The organism is Luteolibacter sp. (genome assembly GCF_039920825.1).
Taxonomy (GTDB): Bacteria; Verrucomicrobiota; Verrucomicrobiia; order Verrucomicrobiales; family Akkermansiaceae; genus Luteolibacter.
Map to the genome: position 1 here is coordinate 38,082 of NZ_JBDSCX010000070.1, position 22,031 is coordinate 60,112.

25 protein-coding genes are annotated in these 22,031 nt (G+C 57.6%); 19 read left to right on the forward strand and 6 right to left on the reverse strand.

From position 1 onward, the window contains the following. The first annotated feature begins 72 nt into the window (after nt 1-72). Complete coding sequence (locus ABIQ96_RS20290) at nt 73-1,869, forward strand: ABC transporter ATP-binding protein (protein ID WP_348216461.1); 1,797 nt, start codon at nt 73-75, stop codon at nt 1,867-1,869. On the opposite strand, the gene ABIQ96_RS20295 is transcribed toward ABIQ96_RS20290, so the two are convergent. Next, nucleotides 1,852-3,597, reverse strand: a complete 1,746-nt coding sequence (locus tag ABIQ96_RS20295) for an ABC transporter ATP-binding protein (protein ID WP_348216462.1) — start codon at nt 3,595-3,597, stop codon at nt 1,852-1,854. The two genes, ABIQ96_RS20290 and ABIQ96_RS20295, sit on opposite strands and share 18 nt — an antisense overlap. A 151-nt stretch (nt 3,598-3,748) precedes the next feature. Between ABIQ96_RS20295 and ABIQ96_RS20300 the strand changes: the two genes are divergently transcribed. The 3 genes from ABIQ96_RS20300 to ABIQ96_RS20310 all read left to right on the forward strand — a co-directional run bounded on the left by ABIQ96_RS20300 (nt 3,749) and on the right by ABIQ96_RS20310 (nt 5,675). Next, complete coding sequence (locus ABIQ96_RS20300) at nt 3,749-4,567, forward strand: hypothetical protein (protein ID WP_348216463.1); 819 nt, start codon at nt 3,749-3,751, stop codon at nt 4,565-4,567. A gap of 37 nt (nt 4,568-4,604) precedes the next feature. After that, nucleotides 4,605-5,414 (forward strand): hypothetical protein, encoded by an 810-nt coding sequence (locus ABIQ96_RS20305; RefSeq protein WP_348216464.1) that lies wholly within the window; start codon nt 4,605-4,607, stop codon nt 5,412-5,414. Nucleotides 5,415-5,483: 69 nt separating this feature from the next. After that, entirely contained in the window at nt 5,484-5,675 is a 192-nt protein-coding gene (locus ABIQ96_RS20310; RefSeq protein WP_348216465.1) for a hypothetical protein, read from the forward strand. Nucleotides 5,676-5,679: 4 nt separating this feature from the next. Here ABIQ96_RS20310 and ABIQ96_RS20315 read toward each other — a convergent pair whose 3' ends face one another. Continuing rightward, entirely contained in the window at nt 5,680-6,123 is a 444-nt protein-coding gene (locus tag ABIQ96_RS20315) for a 23S rRNA (pseudouridine(1915)-N(3))-methyltransferase RlmH (RefSeq protein WP_348216466.1), read from the reverse strand. 49 nt (nt 6,124-6,172) lie between these two features. On the opposite strand from ABIQ96_RS20315, the gene ABIQ96_RS20320 reads away from it, so the two are divergent. Then, the gene (locus tag ABIQ96_RS20320; RefSeq protein WP_348216467.1) at nt 6,173-6,502 is read left to right on the forward strand and encodes an EF-hand domain-containing protein; all 330 of its coding nucleotides are present in this window, start codon (nt 6,173-6,175) and stop codon (nt 6,500-6,502) included. 12 nt (nt 6,503-6,514) lie between these two features. Beyond that, entirely contained in the window at nt 6,515-7,252 is a 738-nt protein-coding gene (locus ABIQ96_RS20325; RefSeq protein ID WP_348216468.1) for a putative 4-mercaptohistidine N1-methyltransferase, read from the forward strand. Between the two features lie 4 nt (nt 7,253-7,256). Here the strand turns inward: ABIQ96_RS20325 and tsaB are convergent, their stop codons facing one another. Then, the gene (gene tsaB / locus ABIQ96_RS20330) at nt 7,257-7,937 is read right to left on the reverse strand and encodes a tRNA (adenosine(37)-N6)-threonylcarbamoyltransferase complex dimerization subunit type 1 TsaB (RefSeq protein WP_348216469.1); all 681 of its coding nucleotides are present in this window, start codon (nt 7,935-7,937) and stop codon (nt 7,257-7,259) included. 293 nt (nt 7,938-8,230) lie between these two features. Here tsaB and ABIQ96_RS20335 point away from each other — a divergent pair, with 293 nt between their 5' ends. Continuing rightward, the gene (locus ABIQ96_RS20335; protein WP_348216470.1) at nt 8,231-8,560 is read left to right on the forward strand and encodes a hypothetical protein; all 330 of its coding nucleotides are present in this window, start codon (nt 8,231-8,233) and stop codon (nt 8,558-8,560) included. A gap of 9 nt (nt 8,561-8,569) precedes the next feature. Here ABIQ96_RS20335 and smpB read toward each other — a convergent pair whose 3' ends face one another. The 3 genes from smpB to ABIQ96_RS20350 all read right to left on the reverse strand — a co-directional run bounded on the left by smpB (nt 8,570) and on the right by ABIQ96_RS20350 (nt 9,864). Continuing rightward, entirely contained in the window at nt 8,570-9,028 is a 459-nt protein-coding gene (gene smpB / locus ABIQ96_RS20340; RefSeq protein ID WP_348216471.1) for an SsrA-binding protein SmpB, read from the reverse strand. A gap of 30 nt (nt 9,029-9,058) precedes the next feature. Further along, on the reverse strand, nt 9,059-9,262 hold the full coding sequence (locus ABIQ96_RS20345; protein ID WP_348216472.1) for a DNA-directed RNA polymerase subunit omega: 204 nt from the start codon (nt 9,260-9,262) through the stop codon (nt 9,059-9,061). 206 nt (nt 9,263-9,468) lie between these two features. Beyond that, nucleotides 9,469-9,864 carry a DUF3147 family protein gene (locus ABIQ96_RS20350; RefSeq protein WP_348216473.1) on the reverse strand — a complete coding sequence of 132 codons (396 nt, stop codon included), beginning with the start codon at nt 9,862-9,864 and terminating at the stop codon, nt 9,469-9,471. 78 nt (nt 9,865-9,942) lie between these two features. Between ABIQ96_RS20350 and ABIQ96_RS20355 the strand changes: the two genes are divergently transcribed. The 12 genes from ABIQ96_RS20355 to cfa all read left to right on the forward strand — a co-directional run bounded on the left by ABIQ96_RS20355 (nt 9,943) and on the right by cfa (nt 21,946). Then, entirely contained in the window at nt 9,943-10,728 is a 786-nt protein-coding gene (locus ABIQ96_RS20355; RefSeq protein WP_348216474.1) for a hypothetical protein, read from the forward strand. Between the two features lie 143 nt (nt 10,729-10,871). Continuing rightward, nucleotides 10,872-12,605 carry an urea ABC transporter permease subunit UrtB gene (gene urtB, locus ABIQ96_RS20360; RefSeq protein ID WP_348216475.1) on the forward strand — a complete coding sequence of 578 codons (1,734 nt, stop codon included), beginning with the start codon at nt 10,872-10,874 and terminating at the stop codon, nt 12,603-12,605. A 3-nt stretch (nt 12,606-12,608) separates the two neighbouring features. Further along, nucleotides 12,609-13,745 carry an urea ABC transporter permease subunit UrtC gene (gene urtC / locus ABIQ96_RS20365; RefSeq protein WP_348216476.1) on the forward strand — a complete coding sequence of 379 codons (1,137 nt, stop codon included), beginning with the start codon at nt 12,609-12,611 and terminating at the stop codon, nt 13,743-13,745. Beyond that, entirely contained in the window at nt 13,742-14,530 is a 789-nt protein-coding gene (gene urtD / locus ABIQ96_RS20370) for an urea ABC transporter ATP-binding protein UrtD (protein WP_348216477.1), read from the forward strand. Before urtC ends, urtD begins: the two co-directional genes overlap by 4 nt. 6 nt (nt 14,531-14,536) lie before the next feature. Continuing rightward, complete coding sequence (gene urtE / locus ABIQ96_RS20375; RefSeq protein ID WP_348216478.1) at nt 14,537-15,259, forward strand: urea ABC transporter ATP-binding subunit UrtE; 723 nt, start codon at nt 14,537-14,539, stop codon at nt 15,257-15,259. A gap of 260 nt (nt 15,260-15,519) precedes the next feature. Beyond that, a complete protein-coding gene (locus tag ABIQ96_RS20380) occupies nt 15,520-16,353 on the forward strand; it encodes a hypothetical protein (protein ID WP_348216479.1) in 834 nt (277 codons plus the stop codon). A gap of 137 nt (nt 16,354-16,490) precedes the next feature. After that, nucleotides 16,491-17,738 (forward strand): urea ABC transporter substrate-binding protein, encoded by a 1,248-nt coding sequence (gene urtA, locus ABIQ96_RS20385; protein WP_348216480.1) that lies wholly within the window; start codon nt 16,491-16,493, stop codon nt 17,736-17,738. A gap of 115 nt (nt 17,739-17,853) precedes the next feature. Next, nucleotides 17,854-18,150 carry a hypothetical protein gene (locus ABIQ96_RS20390; protein WP_348216481.1) on the forward strand — a complete coding sequence of 99 codons (297 nt, stop codon included), beginning with the start codon at nt 17,854-17,856 and terminating at the stop codon, nt 18,148-18,150. A gap of 12 nt (nt 18,151-18,162) precedes the next feature. Further along, nucleotides 18,163-18,465 (forward strand): urease subunit gamma, encoded by a 303-nt coding sequence (gene ureA / locus ABIQ96_RS20395; protein ID WP_348216482.1) that lies wholly within the window; start codon nt 18,163-18,165, stop codon nt 18,463-18,465. Then, a complete protein-coding gene (locus ABIQ96_RS20400; protein WP_348216483.1) occupies nt 18,462-18,779 on the forward strand; it encodes an urease subunit beta in 318 nt (105 codons plus the stop codon). Before ureA ends, ABIQ96_RS20400 begins: the two co-directional genes overlap by 4 nt. Next, nucleotides 18,776-20,497 carry an urease subunit alpha gene (ureC, locus tag ABIQ96_RS20405; protein ID WP_348216484.1) on the forward strand — a complete coding sequence of 574 codons (1,722 nt, stop codon included), beginning with the start codon at nt 18,776-18,778 and terminating at the stop codon, nt 20,495-20,497. Before ABIQ96_RS20400 ends, ureC begins: the two co-directional genes overlap by 4 nt. Before the next feature lie 234 nt (nt 20,498-20,731). Continuing rightward, on the forward strand, nt 20,732-21,946 hold the full coding sequence (gene cfa / locus ABIQ96_RS20410) for a cyclopropane fatty acyl phospholipid synthase (protein WP_348216485.1): 1,215 nt from the start codon (nt 20,732-20,734) through the stop codon (nt 21,944-21,946). The last annotated feature ends 85 nt before the right edge of the window (nt 21,947-22,031 follow it).

Consider the following 22,031-nt stretch of genomic DNA (forward strand, 5'->3'; position numbering starts at 1 on the left):
GCCCCCGGATGGGGCTCACCGAGAATCGCGCTTGCCCCCGGCGGAAGGGGCGGAGAACCTGCCTCCCTTATCGTGAATCGCTTTCGACCCTATTACAAATACCTGCAGGCTGTCCGATGGCAGTTCGGACTCGGAGTCCTGGCCGGACTCGCCTACGCGATTGCCAGCGGCGCGGGGTTGCCGCTGATGACCAAGGTGGTTTTCCCGATCCTGTTTCATGAGGAAAACACGAAGGCGAAATGGTGGATCGTTTTGCTTCAGAAGACGCTCCGGTTGGATTCGATCCCGCATGACCGCCTGGTTCTCATCACCTGTCTGTGGATCCCGGTGATTTTCCTGATCCGCGCCGCCGCGAACTATGCGAACTCGATCCTGATCCAGTATTCCGGACTGCGGGTGGTGGAGGCGATCCGCACCGACCTTTTCATCAAGCTCCAATACCTGCCGCTTTCCTTTTTCAAGAAGAACAAATCCGGCGATCTGTTAGCCCGGTTGATGAGCGATACCGAGGTCCTGCGGCAGGTGGTCGTGCAAAACTCCAGCGATTTGATCAAACAGCCGGCCACGCTTCTTTCCGCACTGGGTTTTCTCGGTTATCTGGCATTCAAGGATCACAGCGTGTTCATCGCGTTGATCGCCTTGGTGACGGTTCCCGCATGTGTCATGGTCATCCGGATTGCAGGCAAGCGCCTGATCGTAAGAGCCAGGGCTCTCCAACAACGGGGCGGTGATCTAACTGCTGCGCTTTCGGAAAGCCTGCAATCGCCGCTGGAAATCCGGGCCTATAATCTGGAGGACCGCCAGGTCGGGATGTTCCGCCGTCGGGTTCGGGAGATGCTGAGGCTGACGATGAAAGTCGCGAAATACCGCCAGGCGATTTCTCCGACCATCGAAGTGGTGGCCGCCGCCGGATTCGCCGCGGCGCTTTATTTCGGAGTGAGCAGCGGCATGAAACTGGACGGCTTCATCACCCTCGGAATGGCGCTTTTCATGTCCTACGAGCCGATCAAAAAGCTGGGGATGGTTCATTCGCAAATCAAACAAGGCGGAGCGGCGGCGGAGCGGATTGAATTCATTCTCAACGAGCCTGATGGTTTGCCGGATGCCGCCCAACCCCGGCCGTTTTCGGCACCGCATGAGGCGATTCGTTTTGAAAATCTGTCGTTCGCCTACGGGGAGGAGCCGGTGTTGAAAAACCTGGAGCTAACCATCCCTATCGGCCAGGTGGTCGCGCTCGTCGGACCCAGCGGCGCGGGGAAATCGACGTTCGCCCATCTCATCCCGCGGTTTTACGATCCGCAGTCCGGGAAGATCACCTTTGACGGCACGGACATCCGTGAATTCGGGAAAAAAGACCTGCGGAATTCCATCGCCGTGGTGCCCCAGATGCCTTCGCTGTTTTTGGGATCGATCGCGGAAAACATCCGGATCGGACGTGAAAACGCCACGGACGAAGAAGTGCGGGAAGCGGCGCGCAAGGCCCATGCCCATGAGTTCATCGTCACCCTGCCACAGGGATACGAAACCCAGGTTGGCGAGCGGGGCGACCTTCTATCAGGTGGTCAGCGCCAGCGGATCGCCATCGCCCGCGCGTTCCTGAAAGACGCGCCGATCCTGATTCTCGACGAGGCCACCAGCGCGCTGGACTCCGAAAGCGAGAGCATGGTCCAGCAGGCTCTCGCCGCGCTGGTGAAAGGCCGGACGACCTTCATCATTGCCCACCGCTACAGCACCATCACCATCGCCGACCGGGTGCTGGTTTTCCAACAGGGCCGCATCGTAGGGGATGGAAATCACGAATCGCTCCGCCAGACGGATCCGACCTATCAGTCGATGATCGGCAGCCAGTTTCTAGGCGCCGGCGCTTGAGGGGGCCGGAGAGAGAAATGATTTCCGGCTGAGTTCGGCGTATTTCCCGCCCCGTGCGAGCAGGGTGGCGTGGGTGCCTTGCTCGATGACCTCGCCTTTTTCCAGCACGTAGATGCAGTCGGCGTTCTGAATCGTGGAAAGCCGGTGTGCGATGACAAACGCGGTGCGGTTCTCCATCAGCCGGTCGAGGGCGTCCTGGATCAGGCGCTCGGTTTCGGAGTCCACGGAGGCGGTGGCCTCGTCGAGAAGGAGGATCGGCGCGTTCTTCAGCAGGGCCCGCGCGATGGAGAGGCGCTGCTTCTCGCCTCCTGATAGTTTTACTCCACGTTCGCCGACATTGGTGTCTAACTGCTCCGGCAGGTTGCGCACGAATTGGTCCGCGTGGGCGGCTTCCAGTGCTAACCAGAAGTCAGCGTCCGAGGCGTCGCGTTTCGCGAGCTGGAGGTTTTCCCGCACCGTGCCATTGAAGAGGAAAGGCTCCTGGGTGACGTAGGCGAGATGGTCGCGGAGCGAGGATTTCGCAAGCGTGCCGATGTCGATGCCGTCGATGGTGATCCCGCCCGAGGTGCTCTCGTAAAAACGCGCTAACAGGGAAAGGACGGTGGTTTTCCCCGCCCCGGTCGAGCCGACGAGCGCGATGGTCTGGCCGGGCTGGGCGTCGAGCGTGACCTCGTGGAGGGTCGGCTGGTTCTGATAGGCGAACGAGACCTTTTCGAACCGCACGTGGCCGGCGATTTTCTCCGGCAGCTCCGCCCCGGCCACCGCGTTGAGCTCCTCTTCGGAATCGAGGATGTCGAAGACCCGGTCGGCCGCGGCTCTGCCTGATAGAATCATCTGGTTCAGCGAGTTCAGGCGGTCGATCGGTTCGTAGAAGAGCGACAGGAACAGCAGGAATTTCGTGAAGTCCCCCATGGTGAGTTCGCCGTGCATCACCGCCCGGCCGCCGAACGCGAGGACCAGCACGTAGCCGGTCATGCGCAGGAACGACATCCCCGGCGAGTATAGCGCCCACCATTTCATCATCCGTAGCGAGGCGGTTCTGAGTTGGTTCGAAAAGTGATTGAAGCGCGCGTGTTCGGCGGATTCCGCGGCGTAGGCCTTGATCTGGCGGACGCCGGAAATGTTGTCGTGCAGCAGTGCGTTCAAATCCGAAGCGGCATCGCGTTGGTTGCGGTAGCGGTCACGTCCCCTGGTGGAGTAAATCCATGCGCCGACTGCAAGGAATGGCACCGGCAGCGTGGCCCAGGCCGCCACCGTCGGATTCAGGAAAAACAGGAAGATGCCGATCCCGAGCACTTGCAGCGCCGCGATCAATCCCTGCTCGATGCCATCGATGAGCACGCGCTCCATGTTGGTCACGTCCTCGACCACCCGCGTCATGATGTCGCCGGTGCGCCGCGTATCGAACCACTGCAGCGGCAAACGCTGGATTTTCTCATAAAGATCCGAGCGAATGTCGAAGATCACCTTCTGCTCGAAGATGTTATTGATGTAAATCCTCAACGAATTCAGCCCGTCCTTGGATAAAAATCCGATCAGCGCGATGATGATCCAAAAGGAAAATTCATGATGCCGTGCCGGATTCGGAATGATTTTATCAATCACGTAGCCCGTCGCATTCGGGAACACGAATACCGCCAAAGTCATGCCCACAGCGCAGAAAAGCTGCGCTGCGGCTAAACCCGGGTAGTGGCGCAAGTAGGAAAAGACACGCAGGATCGACTTCATGGGAGAGGGACAGCGATGCCCCCGTGTGGTTGCTTTGTAAAGCCAAGGAAGAGTCGCAATGAAAAGTCGGTGAAATTTGGGATTGCCGAGGTCAATCGGGACTTCCTAGTGTCTCTCCACACACGGAATTCAAAGCTTACTACAAAACCCCATGGCCAACGTCTTCGGAATCCTCACTGCAATCGCTCTCGCCCTCTCGGCATTCGTTGCTTTCAAAAATCACGCTGCTTACGAGAAAGATCTCGCCGACACCGATACGAGAAAGGGTGAGTTGGCGAAAAGCGAAATTCGCCTCGCCGACGACAAGAAAGTCCTCACGGCCCTGCCGATCGAAATCGACGGAGTGGATGCCGAAGTGGACACTCTCACCGCTTCGGAAGCCGCTCAGAAAAAGGTCAACGATGGTCTGAGCAAGCAAGTCGACGAAAAGACCAAGAAGATTGCCTCCGACAAGGAGCAACTCGACGGCATCCGCGAGAAGACCGCGAAAGTCGGCAACATCGACGAGCTTGCCGCCAAGATGCGAGAGATGAACGCCGCGATCGAACAACTCAAGCAGTCGATCACCGGAAACGAAGCGAAGCTTGCGAACCTCACTGCGCAGAATACCTCCACCGAAGCGCAGATCACCGACACCAAAGGCAAGTTCGACGACTTCGCCGGGGGCCGCTCGCTGGCTTCCCTCAACACCCGCATCCGTTCGATCTATCCGAACTGGGGTTTTGTCACTCTGGCTGCCGGAAACAATGCCGGTGTGGTGAACAGCTCCACCCTCAACGTGGTGCGTAACGACCAGGTCATCGCCAAACTACTCGTCACCGCGGTGGAGAGCACCACGGCTTCCGCCAGCATCGTTCCGGATTCCATGGCAGCCGACGCCACCCTCATGGTGGGCGACCGGGTGGTTCCGGGACTGAAGGAAACCACTCCATCCGTCTCCGCTCCTGTCGTCACTCCTCCTTCCAACTGATCCGCAGATACTTCGTAAATCCTCTTAAAGATCTCACATGAAACCCATTCTTTACGGCGTCGCCATTCTTGCAACCTGTGGTGCTGCGTTTTTCTCCTTCAGCCACTCTTCAAAATTCAAAGCTCTTGAGGAAGTCCGTCTCTCCACGATTGCTACTAACAAATCGGTGACGGCGGAAGCGGAAGGTGCCGAAGCCAACATCAAGAAAGAGAAAGCACGCCTTGCCGCTTCCGAAGAGCGTCGCGAGCTTTTGACGCAAAGTGTTTCCTCGCTCAAGTCGACCGGTACCGGCATGACCAGCGACCTCCAGAAGCTGGACGGGGATATCAAGGAGCAGGCGGCGGAATTCGCGCAATTGGAAAAAACACTTGCAGCGGTCAAAGAAAGCCTCGCCGGTCTCGGTGACGGAGTGAACCTCGACAACTTGGCGGACAAGATTCATGAGATCGAGCAGGATAGGGACGCCAAACAGAAGAAGCTCGACGAACTTGAAACCTTCGTTGGCAGCGCTGAGAAAGGCCTTGCCACCAGCCGTTCCGAACTGGATCGCCTCGGCAAGCGTATGATCGACCGCAGCTCGCGTATCAGTCGCAATGGGATGCAATCGGTGGTCACCGCAGTGAATCAGGATTGGGGATTCGTCGTGATCGGCGCAGGTTCCAACTCCGGCTTCACTCCACAAACCAGCTTGTTGGTGGAGCGTGATGGTCGTAAGATCGGCCGCGTCCGTCCTTCGTCGATCGAGCCCACCCAAACGATCGCCGAGATCGATTTCGACTCCATCGCTTCCGGTGTCCGTATCCAACCGGGTGATCGCGTGATCCTCGCGACTCCGGCCAGCAACTAAAGCCGGTTGAATTTTTTCTCACAAGCTCCGCAGGCTTGCATGCTGCGGAGCTTGTTTTATGTTCAGGCCATGAAACGAAACGTTTTCCTCATCCTCATCTCGCTTGCCGCTGCCCTGGGATTCTCCGCCTGCGCGGATGACGTCGAGAAGAAGCCGGTCGGACCGGTTTCCGACACCACCAACATTCCGTGGAATACGCCAGTCGCCGGACAAGGTGGCGGTCAAATGGGGATGATGCCGCAGAACCAGTATCGCCGCTGATTTTTCAGTCGCGGTGATAAGGTGATCCGCTTTTCAGGGACGCCACTCGATAGAGTTGTTCCAGCAGCACCAGCAGCGCGAGTTCGTGTTGCAGGGTGAACGGTGAAAGTGTCAGCACCAGATCGCATTGATCGCGGAGGGCCTCGGTGTGGCCGTCTGCCGCTCCGATCAGGAAGGCCATGGTTTTCACGTCCCCGCGCATCTCCAGCGACTCCAGCCTGTCGGCGAATTTACGGGTGCTGAGGCATTCTCCGCGTTCGTCCAGAGCCACCCGGAAGCATCCCTGGGAACGCTCTAACAATCTGGCTGAAACCTCTTCCCGATTGCCCGCCTTGATCACAACCAACTCGTGTCCGCCGGCGCGCGACAGGCGCTTCAGATATTCCTCCACTCCCGCTTTGGCATAGGCCAGCGCGGGCTTCCCGGCGACGATCACACGGATTTGCATCGGATCGAAGCTTGCCCGTGGAGTCGGACCGCGCCAACCTCAATTGAACATGAAACTCCACGTTTTTCTAGCCGCCGCCGTTTGCTGTTCGTGTCATCAGGGCATGAGCCCCGCTGTCCCGAAAACCCGCACCCAACGCCAGATGGTCGGTCTGCTGGAAAAATTCGATCGCTGGGATTACAACGGCGACGGTTATTTGAGCAAAAAGGAACTCAGCCACGGCATCGACAGCCTCAAGGGCAAGCCCCAGCAGGTGAACTACACCGCGACGGAAGTGCTGGATTTCTATGACACGAACAAGGACGGAAAGATTTCTCTCGCCGAGGCGCAGGACGGCTACCGGCGTTCACACGAGGACGGCGAAACTCTCGGTTCCTGACCCCGCCGCGTGATGAGCGACATTTACGAAACCGACAAGCTTCTCGCGGAGTATCTGTTATTTCATTTCGGCACCGCGGATGAGATGCTGCCGCCTGGTCGATCTTGGCCGCAGGGCATGCGCGAGGCATTGGATTTTGCGAAACGCACGCCCGGACATTTTTCACCGCACAACGTGAAACGCGGTCTGGATCTCGGCTGTGCGGTCGGACGTTCGGCTTTTGAAATGTCCCGGACTTGCGATGAGGTGGTCGGCATCGATTTTTCCCACGCCTTCATCCGCGCCGCCGATGCTCTTCGGAACGGAGAAACCCTCGCCTATGAGCGCCGCGAGGAGGCGGCTTTGACCACTCCGCTGACAACGCGTCTAACCGACGGTTGTGACGGCGCGAAACTGCGTTTCCTCCAAGGCGATGCGATGGATCTGCCGGACAGCCTCGGCTCATTCGACCGCGTGCATGCGGCGAATCTTCTCTGTCGTCTGCCGGACCCTGCGAGATTGTTAGGCCGGCTTCCGTCGCTGGTGAATCCGGGAGGGGAACTGGTTCTCGCCACACCCTGCACCTGGCTCGAGGAATTCACTCCGTCGTCCAACTGGCCGGTCGGCGGCACTTTCGAGTGGCTGAGATCGAAGCTGGCTCCGGATTTCGAACTCCTGCGTCATCTCGACGAGCCGTTCCTCATCCGCGAAACCGCGAGGAAGTTCCAATGGACCACCTCGCTCGTCACCGTCTGGCAGCGGGTGGGTTGATAGGCTACGGCAGCACTAGCCATGGCCGCTTGGCGGGGGTGATGTGCGGTGGTTTGAGATACATCGGTTGCGGACTGGCGGATGACCAGAGTTCGCGGGTTTCCGGAGCGGCCGCGGACCATGCCTGCCAGAGCCGCTCGGCATTGGGGAATTCGAGGCGGACTTGTGTTAGGATTTCCGGTGGCAGCGGAAAGCGGTTGGGGTCTTCGAAGGAGAAGACCGGGATGCCATCGGTTAGGGCGGCGGAGACGATTCCAAAAAGTCCTTCCGCATCGGTGAGCTCCGGCTCGGTCATCAAGCGGGATTCGCAGATGGCGGCGGTCCAGAAGCTGCCACGACGGGCGTCGCCGATGGCAAGGCAGCTTGCCCCATTTTGCGCGCTTGGCACCGCAAGGATCGAGGGCAAGGCGATGGCCGGACAACCGCTGGTGATCGCCACGCCTTGGGCGGCGGCGATTCCCACCCGCGTGCCGCTGTAGCTGCCGGGGCCGCTGCCGACGAGAACCAAGCCGATTTTCGGGGCTTGCCGGGCGTCGAGAAGTTCCTTGAGCGGGCCAAACAAGACCGCGTTGTGGCTGCGGTCGCTGGTGAATTCACGATGCTCCAAGTGGCCATCCGGTTCGATGGTCGCCAGCGATGCCTGCGGGGTCGAGGTTTCCAGGACGAGGGTGAACGTGTCCGTCATGGGAAAAACATTATCGAGCGACGTGCGAGCCTGCCAGCCCGGTTTCTGCAAGCCGACACTTCAAGGTTCGGTCCGGTGAAGAGTTTGATTTGCCGCGGAGCGGACAAGGGGGAAGAATGTGTCGACTGTCTCAGTCGGGAGGTGAATCCGGCTGAGACAGCCGGGACCCATTCGCGTGTGCTTCCGCGCGAGCCGAGAATGGAGTTACACCCGGTTCGGCCTTGCGCCGGGTTCGGCAAAGCGCTTTGTTGCGTCCGGGCAGGTGAAATCAAGCCGCCGCACGTATTTCCGGAATGACACCGAACCTCAAAATTTTCGCGTTGCTGGGCCTTGCGATGGCGGCGATCTCCTGTGCTGCTCCCAAGGCACCAGTGGTTGCTGAAGAGCCGGTGGAGAAAAAGCAGGAAAAAGTCCCGGAGCCCCTGGTTCAGGAGCCGGAAATGCCCGCTTTGCCTAGCGATGATTCTCCGCGTTTGCCTGGGCAAATGCTGGATTTGCCTTCGGATGGAGATTTCCGGCCGAGCAATCCCGTTCTTCCCAAAGTCGGCGCGGGCGGTGTGGTGATTCGTCCGCCGACTGATCCGCCGTCACGGGTGAAACCGAAGGATCCGGCTCCGGAGTGAGTTTCCCGTTTAGCGTTGGTTGAAGCGTGACATCTCGCGGGCGGCTTCGCGCAGCTCGACTTTTTCCTTCAAATCGTGGCGCTGGTCGGCATGGGTTTTGCCCTTGCCGACACCGATTTCCACCTTCACGCGCCGGTCTTTCCAATACATCCGCAGCAGGGGAAGCGTGCAGCCTTTGACGTGGGTGGCGTTGGCCAGCTTGAGGATTTCGCTCTTGTGGAGCAGCAGCCGGCGCGGGCGCTTTTCAGCGTGGTTATACCATTCGCCGGCGGTTTGCCATGGCTGGATGTTGCAGCCGTAGAGGAAGATCTGGTTGTTTTCGACGCGGGCGAACGCATCGGAAATGTTGACCTTTCCGGCCCGGATCGATTTGACCTCGGTGCCTTTGAGCTCAAGCCCGGCCTCGTATTTTTCCAGAATGTGGAAATCGCGCCCGGCCTTCCGGTTAGTGGCGATGTCCGCACTCATGGGGTGACTCAATGGTCAGAAAGCGGCCTCTCAGGGAGCTTCCTTGTGAACCAGCTTGATCTTGCCCTCGATGATTTCAGTGAGGGCGATGTCTGCAACTCCCATGCTCGGGCGGGTTGCAATCAACGGCGAACGGCCGCTGTTCAATTGTCTGACGCGCTGGGAAACCAGATTGACCAAAACAAGGGGGTCGGTGACAATTTCAGAGGCCTTATCAAGGAGATCGCTTTTCATAGGAGAACCGGGAAATCGCGAAATCGGCTTTGCTTGCTCGAACGGGACGACGTTCTCGGGAAGCTCGGACGGTTTTTTTTCGCTCAAAACAATGGATTGGACAGAATTTTCCGGAATTGACGCCGGGCCGATGGTCAAACCAGAGAATCGACAGGCTGACAAGCCTTATCTGGTTGTTTTTCCGAGGATTTTTCGAAACCGGGGAATCACTTCGGCATCAGATCGATGCCGAATCGCCGGAGCACGATGACGGTGAGCCAGAAGAGGATCACGGTGATGACGCAATTGGCGGCCAGAGCGGTCCAGAACGTCCAGTGGTGACGGAGCATCCAAGGGAAAATCAGGAACATCGGCAGGGTGGGGAGGACGAACCAGAACGTGCCTTCGGCGTGGTTGGCAAGGCGCTCGGACGATTGCTTGGCATGGTGCATCCAGATCATGGCGACCAGCGAGGTAAGCGGCAGCGCGATGAGCAGGGCGGAGAGCCGGTCGTTGAAAAGCTGGACCTTGTTGACTACCACGATGATCAGGGCACTGAGAAAGATTTTTCCGAGATCGAGCGGGGTGAAGCTGAGGATTTTATCCCAAGGGATGCGGTTCATGGGGAAGCGGGCTTGCGGCTGGGGCAAGCATAGAGGTAGGCTCGATCCATGCAAGCCGCCTGTCTCGTTTGTTCTGTCATGGTCCTTCTGTCCGCTTGTGCTCCCGGCGGGCCGCCTGCCGGGCAGGTAAGTGCGGTTGGAGGAAATCTGACCGCTGCCCAGAAAGCGGCGATCGGTAAAAAAATCTGGCAGAACGAATGCGCCGGAACGGTCGCCGGGCTGACGACCTGGAATGCGGGCGAGGAATTTCCCTCGATCGGCATCGGGCATTTCATTTGGTATCCGGCGGGTTTCAAAGGGCGCTTTGAAGAGAGCTGGCCGCCATTTGTCGCATTCGCCCGCCAGCGTGGAGCGGATTTGCCGGCGGTGGCGCTTGAAGCGCACAGCCCGTGGAAGACGAAGGCGGAGTTTCAGGCGGATTTCAAAGGGACTCGCTTGACGGCCTTGCGGACTTGGCTTGCGGCCAATGTCGGGATGCAGACGGATTTCATCATCGCCCGTTCGCGCGCGGCGTTGCCGAAAATCCTCGCGGCGGCCCCGGCCAGTGAACGAGCTCGGATCGAGGCAAACTACCGGAAGGTGTCCACCACCTCGCAGGGGACTTACGCCTTGATCGATTACGTGAATTTCAAGGGCGACGGCACTCAGGCTTCGGAAAAATACAACGGCCAGGGTTGGGGTCTGATGCAGGTTCTTGGCGGCATGAAGGATGCGCCCTCCGGGGCTCCCGCAGCCGCTGAATTCGCCGCTTCCGCGAAAAGGATTCTCTCGCGACGGATTGCGAATTCGCCACCGGGGCGAGGCGAAAAGCGGTGGGAGGAAGGCTGGCACAACCGTTGCGGCACTTATGCGAGACCGCTTTGAATTGAGGCTGTTAGCATGATTTTCGCGGCAGCTCGTCTGGGTTTTTTGATTCCAGCGCGCAGTTGAAATGGTTCTTCGTTGAGGCGGTGCGGATTTATTTCCGCGAGTCATGGCACAGGCGGTGCTTTGCCGCTAGAGGGCCCATGTTGAACTCAATCGTCACCAAGTTTTCCAAACGGTTGTTAATCAGCCTGCTGCTCGGATGGGTTGTTTCATCGGCCTGTGTCGCGCAAGCCCCGGAAAAGACCATTCGGGAAACAGTCGCTGCAGCCACCGTCGCCGCGACACCAGACGAGCAAAAAGAGATCATCCTCACTCTCAAGCTCAAGCCGTCCCTTGAATCACTGACTTGGTTCGAAAAGTGGAAGGCAGGCGAGATTTTCCTCCTCGATGACGGCGGCGTGGTCACTCCGGTCCTTTTGACTGGGGCTGCGGATGGCAACGATACTTTTGAAACGATCAAGCTCAGCGACGGCACTCCTTACAAGGCTGCCGATGGCAAGGCTGTTAGGATTAATCCAAAGGAAGTGGAAGCTGCGGAAACGGACTCCGGTCTTCGCCGCGCGATGAAGGAGGTCTCGGATCTTGCCGCTCTCGCCAATCCGGACCCCGCCAAGCGTCTGCGAGCCGTGGCGGATTCCGCGATCGGTCAGAATGTTGACAAGCTTCCCGCGCTCCAAGTGCTTCAGAAGTCGGAAAAAGATCCGCAAGTCATGCGGGTTTTGGAAGAGTCAATCGCGCTCATTCAGCTCAAATCCACGGTTCCTGCCGACAAAATTGCCGCCTGTAAAAAGCTCGGCGAACTCGGATCGATCGCGGCTCAGGATCCTCTCAAGGTCGTTCTCAAGGATGCCACGGCGGTCAAAGACACTCCCGTGATGACCGCCGCGCAATCGGCAATCGGTGCCATCGACGGTCATATTTCAAGAATCAATGCCGTGGGCACCGCTTTCCGCGGAATATCTCTCGGCTCTGTCCTGTTGGTGGTGGCCATCGGTCTCGCGATCACCTTCGGTTTGATGGGGGTCATCAACATGGCGCACGGCGAGTTCATCGCTGTTGGGGCCTACACGACCTATGTGATTCAAAATATCTTTGCCGGTGGGCTGAAACTCTCACCATTCGGATACAACGTTGCGTTGCCCGGGATGAATTTCGCCAGTGGGGCTAACAGCTATTTCATCCTCGCGATCCCTGCCAGCTTCGTGATTGCCGCGCTTGTTGGCATCGTGCTCGAGCGGTCGGTCATCCAGTTTCTCTACAAGCGCCCGCTCGAATCCCTGCTCGCTACCTGGGGCATTTCACTCGTCATGCAGCAGGTTTTGAAGCTGATTTTCGGTTCGAACAACGTGCAGGTCGGCAGTCCTAACTGGTTGTCAGGAAACTGGACGGTCAACGATGTCATCTTCGGTTGGAATCGCGTATTTGTCATCGGGTTCGCCATTCTAATCATCGTCATCACTTGGCTCGTATTGAACAAAACATCGCTCGGTCTTCTCATCCGCGCCGTCATGCAAAACCGCAACATGGCTGCCTGCATGGGCGTCCGCACCGAGCGGGTCAATACGATGACCTTCGCTTTCGGTTGCGGCCTCGCCGGTCTCGCGGGTGCGTTTCTCTCCCAAATCGGCAACGTCGGTCCATCCATGGGCCAGCTCTACATCGTCGATTCGTTCATGACCGTTGTTGTCGGTGGCGTCGGCAACATCATGGGCACCGTCATCAGCGCGGTCGGTATCGGCATGTCCGATCAAACACTCCAACAGTATCTCGGCAATCCGGTCATTGGGAAAATCCTCGTTCTCGGGGCCATCATCCTCTTCCTCCAATGGCGTCCCGCCGGCCTCTTCGTTACGCGTTCCCGCAGCCTTGATTGACCGATGAACAAATCTCCTCTCACCAGCCGGGTTCATTTTTCCCTATTGTTAGTTTCAGGGGCGTTTCTGCTGATCGGGATGCCGGTCCTCCATGCCTGCGGGCTGATTCAAGATCTGACGTTGAGCCTCTGGGGCAAATACATCTGTTATGGCATTATGGCCATCTCCATCGACTTGCTGTGGGGATACACCGGGTTGCTCTGTCTCGGCCAGGCGCTGTTCTTCAGTCTCGGCGGCTACATGATGGGGATGTACCTCATGCTGATGATTGGAAAACTCGGGCAGTATAAAAGCGATCTGCCTGACTTCCTGGTATTCCTCGGCCACACCTATCTCCCCACTTTCTGGAAACCGTTCTACTCGTTCCCGTTTGCCATGCTGATGGTGATCCTCGTCCCCGGCCTGCTTGCCGCTGTCTTCGGCTTTCTGGCATTCCGATCCCGGATCAAAGGCGTTTACTTCTCCATTCTCACCCAGGCGCTGACCTACGGTGCTTCGCTGTTGTTTTTCCGCAATGAGCTACTGGTGGGAGGAAACAACGGATTCACCGATTTTAAAACCATCGTTGGTGCGGACCTCCGCCTGCCGGAAACCAAACGCGGTCTCTACATCGCATCGGCGCTCTTGTTAGTCATGGTGGTCGCATTCTGCAAGTGGCTGACCAACTCCCGTTTCGGACTCATCCAGCGCGCCATCCGAGATTCGGAAAATCGCGTCCTTTTCTCCGGCTATGCCACGGCAAACTTCAAGCTCTTCATCTTTGTGATCTCCGCCGTCATCGCCGCCTTCGCCGGCGCGTTGTTCGTTCCGCAGGCCGGCATCATCAACCCCAGCGAAATGACCACCGACAAATCCTTGGAAGCCGTCGTCTGGGTCGCCCTCGGCGGCCGCGGCACCATTGTCGGTCCTGTCGTCGGAGCTATCAGCGTCAACGCCCTCAAGAGCTGGGCCTCCCGCGCCTATCCGGATTACTGGCTTCTCATCCTCGGCGGCACTTTCGTCCTTATTGTGATGTTCATGCCCAAGGGAATCGTCGGACTTCCCGCTCAAATTCAAGGGACCATCGCCCGACTGAAAAAGAAAAAGGAATCCGACGACGTTCCGGTCACTTCCAAAAAATCTCCTGTCACCGACCCATGATCGTAGAAAGCCCGATGCACCAGAAGCCTTTCCTCCTCGCGGCGGAGGGCCTGACCCGATCCTTCGACGGCTTCAAGGCCATCAATGATCTCAATTTCTATCTCGATGAAGGCGAGCTCCGCACGGTCATTGGTCCCAACGGCGCGGGCAAAACCACCTTCCTCGATCTCATTACCGGCCGCACCAAGCCCGATGTCGGAAGCCTCAAATGGGACGATGGGAAACACGATCTTCTTAAGATGAACGAGTACGAAATCTATCGCCTCGGCATCGGCCGCAAGTTCCAGACACCGACGGTTTATAACGACCACACCGTCACCGAAAATCTAGTCCTCTCCCTCGCCGGATCCCGCGGCATTTGGCACAGCCTTTTCGGGAAGATCACCTCCGAGCAAAAAGACCGCATTGCGGAAATCCTGAAAATCATCAAACTCAGCGACAGTGCCAACCGCAAGGCCGGCATCCTCGCCCACGGCCAGAAACAGTGGCTCGAAATCGGCATGCTGCTCGCCCAGGAAGCGAGACTCCTGCTGGTCGATGAACCGGCCGCCGGCATGACCGACGAGGAAACCTATCGCACCGGCGAGCTGCTTCTATCACTTGCGGGAAAACACACCATCATCGTCATCGAGCACGATATGACCTTTGTCCGTCAGATTTCCCAAGGCCGCAAGGTCACCGTTCTTCACCAGGGCCACGTCCTCTGCGAGGGACCGGTGGATGAAGTGCAGTCCGACGAGCGCGTCATTGAAGTCTATCTGGGCAGAAAATCCAAAGCCGCCTGACCCTCCATGTCCGCCACCCTCACCCAGGAAAACCTCAGCATCTCCGGTCTCCGAGTCTCCATCGGCGGCAGCGCCATCCTGCGCGGGATCGATCTCACCATCCGCCCCAAATCCGTCTTCTGTCTCATGGGCCGCAACGGAGTGGGCAAGAGCACTACGCTCAAGGCGCTTACCGGGCTCTATCCGATCGACTCCGGGAAATTCGAACTGCAGGGTAGGGACATCACCAAACTCAGCTCGGCTGATCGTGCCCACGCCGGGCTCGGCTATGTTCCACAGGGTCGCGATATTTTTCCGCTGCTCACGGTGGAGGAAAATCTGTTCATCGGCCTCAACGCCCGCGGCTGGAAAAAGGACCCCGCCGAGATCGACAGGATTTACACGCTCTTCCCCATCATCAAAGACTTCCTCCACCGCAAGGGTGGCATGCTTTCCGGTGGCCAGCAGCAGCAGCTCGCCATCGGTCGCGCGCTTCTAACAAAGCCCAAGCTCCTCATCCTGGACGAGCCCACCGAAGGTATCCAGCCGAACATCATCGACCAGATCGGCGATGCTATCAAGATGCTCCGCGCGGAAGGCAAGATGAGCATTCTTCTGGTCGAACAATACCTCGATTTCTGCAAGGAGCTCGGCGACGACTTCGCCATCCTCGAACGCGGCGCGGTCGCCGCATCCGGTGAGATGGCCGAACTCACCGAGGATATCGTCAAAAAGTTCCTAACCGTGTAACCATTCGGCTGCGATTAAAAGGCGGGGTCCTTGAAGGGGCTCCGCTTTTTTGTGTCGAACTGCTGAATATGTAGTGAATTCATGATGGCGTCTTTGCTTGTGAAGCCGGATTCATGATTGTCTCGCGTACGGTTAAAAAAGTCATTCATCAGATGATCCTAACTCATGAAATTTAGTGAGGTGGCATGATTCGAGCTGTTTTTGAATCCGTCGTGGTATCTCCATCCAACTGCCACCACCACCAAACAAATAGCTGAACCATGAAAAACAAGTATTGCAAAAATCGAATCAACACCTCGCTCCTCGCGCTTGCTCTAGTCACGGGCACGGCATTTGCCGGTGAAGAAAAACCGACCACCATGGCGCCTGCGCCTGTTGCTGAAGACGTGATCTCAGGCGTGCTGACGCTTTCCGCCAACTCACACTTCATTTCCTATGGAAATGATGTCTGGAAGGATGGCTCTTCCATGTCGGATCTCGGATTCAACCCGAGCCTTGAGTTCACCATCAAGCTTCCTGAGAACTTCTCCCTCATTCTCGGAACCTGGTGGGACGTCAATAGCAAGGGTGCTCCGTCCCTCGGCGGCGACATTCAGGAAATCGATGTCTGGGCGGGTATCGGATACACTTACGATAAATTCTCGATCACCACCACCTATCAGGCGTGGAATTATAACAAGGGAACTGAACAGATTCTCGACGTCAAGTTGGCCTACGCCTGCTTTCTCTCCCCCTCGCTGACCTTTCACAACCGCCTTGACGAAGGTGGTTCCGGTGGTGCCGACGGAACGATCGCCGTGCTTGGTCTGTCCCACTCCATCGAAGCGGGTCCGTTTTCCATCTCGTTCCCGGTCAATTTCGCCGCGATCGTTTGTGACAACTACTACGGTGGCGCTGCCGGAAGTGACAGCGGTTATGCCTACACCTCGATCGGAGCCCAAGCCAGCTATCCTCTTGCCTTCATGGGCGAGACATACGGCAAGTGGGCCCTTACCGGCGGTCTCACGCAGTATTGGACAAACGGACCTGTCATCCCTGGCAATCCGACCAATCAGTTCCTGACCTATAACTTCGGTCTGACTGCGGCTTTCTGATGATCTGTAGTTGGTTTTCTTGCTGAATCGGTTGTGGCGGGAGAGTTCTCATTGGTTATCAGGTTCCAATGCTCTCCCGCCTGCATTTTCCCTCCCCGTTGCTAAACAATTCAAATCTTTTATCCTTCCCCATTAAAATGATCTCGAAACTTATCCCGTCCGCACTTGTTGCGATCGCTCTCACCGGTGCCTCCCTCAATGCGGAGGAAACCGTCAAAGTCGGTGTGCTTCACTCACTTAGCGGCACCATGGCCATTAGTGAAACCTCCCTTCGTGACGTCCTCCTGTTCACCTTCGACGAAATCAACGCCGCTGGCGGCGTGATGGGCAAAAAAATCGAACCTGTCGTCGTTGACGGCGCCTCGAACTGGCCGCTGTTCGCCGAAAAGGCCAAGCAGCTCCTCGATCAGGACAAGGTCTCCGTAACTTTCGGCTGCTGGACATCGGTTAGCCGCAAGTCGGTGTTGCCGGTGTTCGAGGAAAAGAAGGGCCTGCTCTTCTACCCCGTGCAATACGAGGGTGAGGAAATGTCCCACAACATCATGTACACTGCCGAAGCGGTCAACCAGCAGGCGACTCCCGCCGTTGACTACTTCCTCGCCGAAGGCAAGAAGAAGTTCTATCTCCTCGGCTCCGATTACGTCTATCCGCAGACCACCAACCTGGTGTTGCTCGAGTATCTCCTCAGCAAGGGAGTGCCGATCGAGAACATTGGCGGCGGCTTCACCAAGGACGGCACCGGCAAGATCATCTCGGCCGGTAAATACACCCCGTTTGGTCATACCGATTACCAACAAATCGTTTCGGAAATCAAACAGTTCTGCGCTTCCGGCGACGCCTGCATCATCAGCACCCTGAACGGCGACACCAACGTCCCGTTCTTCAAGGAGTATGCTGCCGCCGGTCTCACTGCTGAAACCGCACCTGTCGTTTCCTTCTCGATTTCCGAAGACGAGTTCCGCGGACTTCCTGCGAAACAACTCGTCGGTCAACTGGGTTGCTGGACCTACTTCCAGTCGATCAAGAGCCCCGAGAACGCCAAGTTCATCAAGAGCTTCCAAGCATGGCTCGCCAAGTCCACCGTTCCGGGCATCGTCAAGGAAGGCCGTGTGACCTGCTCCCCAATGGTGCTTTCCTACGACGGTGTCTATCTCTGGAAGGCCGCGGTTGAAAAGGCCAAGAGCTTCGAGGTTGAAAAAGTCATCGCCGCGCTTGAGTCCGGCGTTTCCTTCGACGGCCCCGGCGGCACGGTTACCACGCAGAAGAACCACCACCTTACCAAGAACGTCTTCATTGGCGAGTCGAAGGCGGATGGGCAGTTCAAGATCATCAAGGAATTCAAGAACGTGGTTGGCGAGCCTTTCCTCAAAGGTACTTTCAAGTGATTCTCTGATTAATGTTGTTTGGTTTTCAAACCACGTCCTCTCTGGAGGGCGTGGTTTTTTTCGATACCCGCTTGGCATGGCCTTTGCTCGAATGCACCATCCGCACAGTCATCCCATGAAAATTTCCCGACCCTCCCAGTGGCCACGATCCGCGATGCGTTTGTTTTGTGTGACTGCTTGTTTCTTTCCGTCTTGGTTGCTGGCGCATCCGGGCCACTATCATCCCGATGAGACCGATGAGTTTGACTTCCTGCGGGCGACGTTTTTTCACTCTCATGGAAGTCTCGATTACGTGATTGCGGCGGTCGCCATTACCAGTATCGCGGTGGCCTGTTTCAGTGCCAAGCCGACCATAACGATCGGCGCTCTCGCTGCCACGCTGGGCTCGCTGGCATTGCTTCCGATTTTCTAACTTCTGTCGCCGATGCATCTTTCACCGCGCGAACAGGAAAAACTACTTATCGTCGTTGCCGGCGATCTCGCCAGCCGCCGCCGTGCCCGTGGCCTGAAGCTGAATTATCCCGAGACCGTCGCGCTCATCACCGCCGAGCTGTTGGAAGCGGCCCGCGATGGAAAATCCGTGGCCGAGCTGATGAGCTACGGCACCACCCTCATTTCCCGTGATGAAGTCATGGAAGGCGTCGCCGAAATGATTCACGACGTCCAAGTGGAAGCCACATTCCCGGACGGCACCAAACTCGTCACCGTTCACAATCCCGTCCGATGATCCCAGGAGAAATCATCACCCCGCCCGGTGCGCCGGATCTCGATCTGAATCCCGGCCTGGCAACCGTTAGCATCGTGGTGGCCAACACCGGCGATCGTCCGATCCAAGTCGGCAGTCATTTTCATTTCGCCGAAGTGAATGCTTCCCTCAGCTTCGATCGTTCCGCGGCGCGAGGCTTCCGTCTCAACATACCCGCCGGCACCGCCATCCGCTTTGAACCCGGCGACACCCGTGAAATTCCGTTAGTCGCTTTTGCCGGAGCCCGCGAGGTGCATGGTCTCAACAATCTCATTAACGGACCGCTAGACTCATGAAACAAACCCGCGCCAACTACGCCGGCATGTTCGGCCCGACGACCGGCGATCAGGTTCGTCTCGCCGACACCGAACTTTTCATCGAAGTCGAGCGCGACCTCATCGCCGAAAACGGCGGCTACGGCAACGAAGTGAAATTCGGCGGCGGCAAGGTGATCCGCGACGGCATGGCCCAGTCACCGCTGGCTCTGGATGCGGATTCGTTAGATCTCGTCATCACCAACGCTCTCATTCTCGACGCTGCCCAAGGCATCATTAAGGCGGACATCGGCATCAAGCACGGCCGCATCGTTGGAATCGGCCACGCGGGAAATCCTCTACTGCAGGACGGCATCACTATGACCATCGGCGCCGCGACCGAAGTGATCGCTGGCGAAGGCAGCATCGTGACCGCCGGCGGTATCGACACCCATATCCATTTCATCTGCCCGCAGCAGATCGAGCACGCCATCGCCAGCGGCGTTACCACTCTCATCGGCGGTGGAACCGGTCCTGCGCATGGAACCTACGCCACCACCTGCACTCCGGGGAAGTGGAACATCCACCGCATGCTGGAATCGGCCGACGCGTTCCCTATCAATCTCGGATTTCTTGGAAAAGGAAACTGCTCCTCACCCGAACCGCTTCGCGAACAGGTTCTGGCAGGTGTCATTGGCCTCAAACTCCATGAGGACTGGGGCACCACCCCCGCCGCCATCGATACTTGTCTAACGGTCGCTGATGAATTCGACATCCAGGTTGCCATTCACACCGACACGCTCAACGAAGCCGGCTTCGTCGAAAGCACGCTTGCCGCATTCAAAGGCCGCACGATCCACACCTATCACTCCGAAGGGGCCGGTGGAGGACACGCTCCCGACATCATTCGTGTCTGCGGGGAGGCCAACGTCCTGCCATCCTCTACCAATCCGACACGTCCCTTTACGACCAACACCATCGACGAGCATCTGGACATGCTGATGGTTTGCCACCACCTCGACTCGCGCATCCCGGAAGACGTCGCCTTCGCCGAAAGCCGGATCCGCCCGGAGACCATAGCGGCGGAAGATCGGCTTCATGACCTTGGTGCGATTTCGATGATGTCATCTGACTCGCAAGCCATGGGCCGCATCGGCGAAACCATCACCCGCACTTGGCAGACGGCCCACAAGATGAAAGTGCAGTTTGGAAAACTTGAAGGTCCGAGCCATCCCGCCGCGGACAATTTCCGCGCCCTTCGCTACGTTTCGAAATACACGATTTGCCCGGCCATCACCCACGGTATTGCTCACGAGGTCGGCAGTATTGAAGTCGGAAAACTTGCTGACATTGTGATTTGGAAACCCGCCTTCTTTGGGGTGAAGCCGGAAACCATTCTTAAAGGCGGCCTCATCGCCTGGGCCAACATGGGAGATCCCAACGCCTCCATTCCCACGCCTCAGCCGACGATGTATCGCCCGCAGTTCGGAGCTTTCGGCAAGGCCGTCGCGTCCACCTCGGTCACGTTCGTCAGCAGGATCTCTCTTGAATCGGGGGCTCTCTCAGAACTCGGCCTGACCAAGCGTCTCGTCGCCGTGAAAAATTGTCGCACCGTCACCAAGAAGGATCTGCCGTTCAACGACTCGTTGCCGAAGATCACCGTTGACCCCGACACCTACACGGTCACTGCCGACGGCGAGGAGTTGCGTTGTGAGCCGATGTCCGTGCTGCCGATGGCGCAGCGTTATTTCCTTTTTTGATTCCCGTCGGAAATTGCGACATGTGAAAGCGCGGGATTGAACCCGTGCGGGTCTTTGCATTCCGGATGAGATAGTCCGCGTGCCGGAAATCCATGGCATCGAAATAGCTTGGTTCCGCGAAGAGGAAATGTAACCTAGTCGGCAATGTTTGCGACCTGAATCTCGTTTCACACGCTCCAGTTTGCTTGAACCGGCAGGCAGTGTTTGTTGAAACCGAGGAACTTCCCGATCCCGATGAAAGCACAATCACTAGTGACTGATGGGGCCCGAAATCTCCCGGCGGCGGGTGTTCGGGAAACCAAATCCGGCGATGCCGCCGATAGCTTGGTTTCGATTCTGGCGGATGCCGGAATCCGCATCAATCCCGCCAATCCCGAACCGTGGGATATCATCGTGCGGGACGAGCAGCAGTTCGCCCGCCGCATCCTGTCCCCGCTGAAAAACGGGCTAACTGAACTCGGGGACATGTATGTCGAAGGGATCTGGGAATGTGATGATATCGCAGGCTATTTTCACCGTTGCCTGTCATCCGGGCTCAACGCCCGTTTCTATCATGCCCTGCCGAATGTCCTTCAGTATTGGGCCGGTCGGCTGTTGAACCGGCAGACCAGGCCCCGCGCCGCCCGCGATATTGCGAGCCATTACGATCTGGGTCCGGTTTTCGAAGTCACGCTCGACCCGACGATGGCTTACACCTGTGCCTATTGGAAAGAAGGAGTCACCAATCTGGCGGATGCCCAGTTGGCAAAGTATGATCTGGTTTGCAGGAAGCTCCTTCTCGAACCCGGCATGACAATCCTCGATACCGGCTGCGGTTGGGGCGGCTTTCTGAAATTTGCTGTCGGGCAATACGGACTTGATCATGGACTGGGAGTGTCGCTGTCGAAGGATCAGGTAGCGTTGGGAATGGAACGTTGTAAAGGTCTGCCGGTCTCTTTGGTTTTGCAGGACTATCGTGATGTGGAGGGCCAGTTCGACCGTGTCTCCTCCATTGGAATTTTCGAACATGTGGGCCCGAAAAACCACCGCACCTACTGCGAGAAAGTGCATGAGGTCCTGAAGCCGGGCGGCCTGTTCCTGTTGCATACCTTCGGCAACATCAATGCCTCGCCGACCCTGAATACTCCGGAAGTCGAATGGGTCACCAATCATATTTTTCCGGGTCTCGTGAATCCCAGCTTCGGCCAGATCGCCGCCGCCGCCGACGGGCTGTTCACTCTGCTGGACGTGCAGGAATTCGGTGCCTACTACGATCCGACTCTGATAGCGTGGCATGATAATTTCGTCAAAGGATGGCCTTCCATCAAGCATCTCTACGACGAGAGTTTCTATCGAAAATGGCGCTATTACCTGCAGATCTGCGCTGGGGCTTTCCGCTCCGGAAATTTCCGTCTGTGGCAGACGGTTTTCGGGAAGGGCTACGAAGGAGTGTATCAGGCGATCAGGTAAGGTGCTGACAGGGTTCTCTTGTGAATCGACGATTCATTCCGTGGAATGAATTGTGGCTCAATGCGGTGCGCTCCCGGAAGTTCTT

What these genes read in the sequence shown, in the direction of transcription:
- urtA (WP_348216480.1), top strand. Translation starts at nt 16,491, where the DNA reads ATGATCTCGAAACTTATCCCGTCCGCACTTGTTGCGATCGCTCTCACC.
- ABIQ96_RS20345 (WP_348216472.1), bottom strand. Translation starts at nt 9,262, where the DNA reads ATGAAAAGCGATCTCCTTGATAAGGCCTCTGAAATTGTCACCGACCCC.
- ABIQ96_RS20315 (WP_348216466.1), bottom strand. Translation starts at nt 6,123, where the DNA reads ATGCAAATCCGTGTGATCGTCGCCGGGAAGCCCGCGCTGGCCTATGCC.
- ABIQ96_RS20350 (WP_348216473.1), bottom strand. Translation starts at nt 9,864, where the DNA reads ATGAACCGCATCCCTTGGGATAAAATCCTCAGCTTCACCCCGCTCGAT.
- ABIQ96_RS20325 (WP_348216468.1), top strand. Translation starts at nt 6,515, where the DNA reads ATGAGCGACATTTACGAAACCGACAAGCTTCTCGCGGAGTATCTGTTA.
- ABIQ96_RS20400 (WP_348216483.1), top strand. Translation starts at nt 18,462, where the DNA reads ATGATCCCAGGAGAAATCATCACCCCGCCCGGTGCGCCGGATCTCGAT.
- urtE (WP_348216478.1), top strand. Translation starts at nt 14,537, where the DNA reads ATGTCCGCCACCCTCACCCAGGAAAACCTCAGCATCTCCGGTCTCCGA.
- smpB (WP_348216471.1), bottom strand. Translation starts at nt 9,028, where the DNA reads ATGAGTGCGGACATCGCCACTAACCGGAAGGCCGGGCGCGATTTCCAC.
- ABIQ96_RS20335 (WP_348216470.1), top strand. Translation starts at nt 8,231, where the DNA reads ATGACACCGAACCTCAAAATTTTCGCGTTGCTGGGCCTTGCGATGGCG.
- ABIQ96_RS20305 (WP_348216464.1), top strand. Translation starts at nt 4,605, where the DNA reads ATGAAACCCATTCTTTACGGCGTCGCCATTCTTGCAACCTGTGGTGCT.
- urtD (WP_348216477.1), top strand. Translation starts at nt 13,742, where the DNA reads ATGATCGTAGAAAGCCCGATGCACCAGAAGCCTTTCCTCCTCGCGGCG.
- urtC (WP_348216476.1), top strand. Translation starts at nt 12,609, where the DNA reads ATGAACAAATCTCCTCTCACCAGCCGGGTTCATTTTTCCCTATTGTTA.
- cfa (WP_348216485.1), top strand. Translation starts at nt 20,732, where the DNA reads ATGAAAGCACAATCACTAGTGACTGATGGGGCCCGAAATCTCCCGGCG.
- ABIQ96_RS20390 (WP_348216481.1), top strand. Translation starts at nt 17,854, where the DNA reads ATGAAAATTTCCCGACCCTCCCAGTGGCCACGATCCGCGATGCGTTTG.
- ABIQ96_RS20310 (WP_348216465.1), top strand. Translation starts at nt 5,484, where the DNA reads ATGAAACGAAACGTTTTCCTCATCCTCATCTCGCTTGCCGCTGCCCTG.
- urtB (WP_348216475.1), top strand. Translation starts at nt 10,872, where the DNA reads ATGTTGAACTCAATCGTCACCAAGTTTTCCAAACGGTTGTTAATCAGC.
- ureA (WP_348216482.1), top strand. Translation starts at nt 18,163, where the DNA reads ATGCATCTTTCACCGCGCGAACAGGAAAAACTACTTATCGTCGTTGCC.
- ureC (WP_348216484.1), top strand. Translation starts at nt 18,776, where the DNA reads ATGAAACAAACCCGCGCCAACTACGCCGGCATGTTCGGCCCGACGACC.
- tsaB (WP_348216469.1), bottom strand. Translation starts at nt 7,937, where the DNA reads ATGACGGACACGTTCACCCTCGTCCTGGAAACCTCGACCCCGCAGGCA.
- ABIQ96_RS20355 (WP_348216474.1), top strand. Translation starts at nt 9,943, where the DNA reads ATGGTCCTTCTGTCCGCTTGTGCTCCCGGCGGGCCGCCTGCCGGGCAG.
- ABIQ96_RS20380 (WP_348216479.1), top strand. Translation starts at nt 15,520, where the DNA reads ATGAAAAACAAGTATTGCAAAAATCGAATCAACACCTCGCTCCTCGCG.
- ABIQ96_RS20320 (WP_348216467.1), top strand. Translation starts at nt 6,173, where the DNA reads ATGAAACTCCACGTTTTTCTAGCCGCCGCCGTTTGCTGTTCGTGTCAT.
- ABIQ96_RS20300 (WP_348216463.1), top strand. Translation starts at nt 3,749, where the DNA reads ATGGCCAACGTCTTCGGAATCCTCACTGCAATCGCTCTCGCCCTCTCG.
- ABIQ96_RS20295 (WP_348216462.1), bottom strand. Translation starts at nt 3,597, where the DNA reads ATGAAGTCGATCCTGCGTGTCTTTTCCTACTTGCGCCACTACCCGGGT.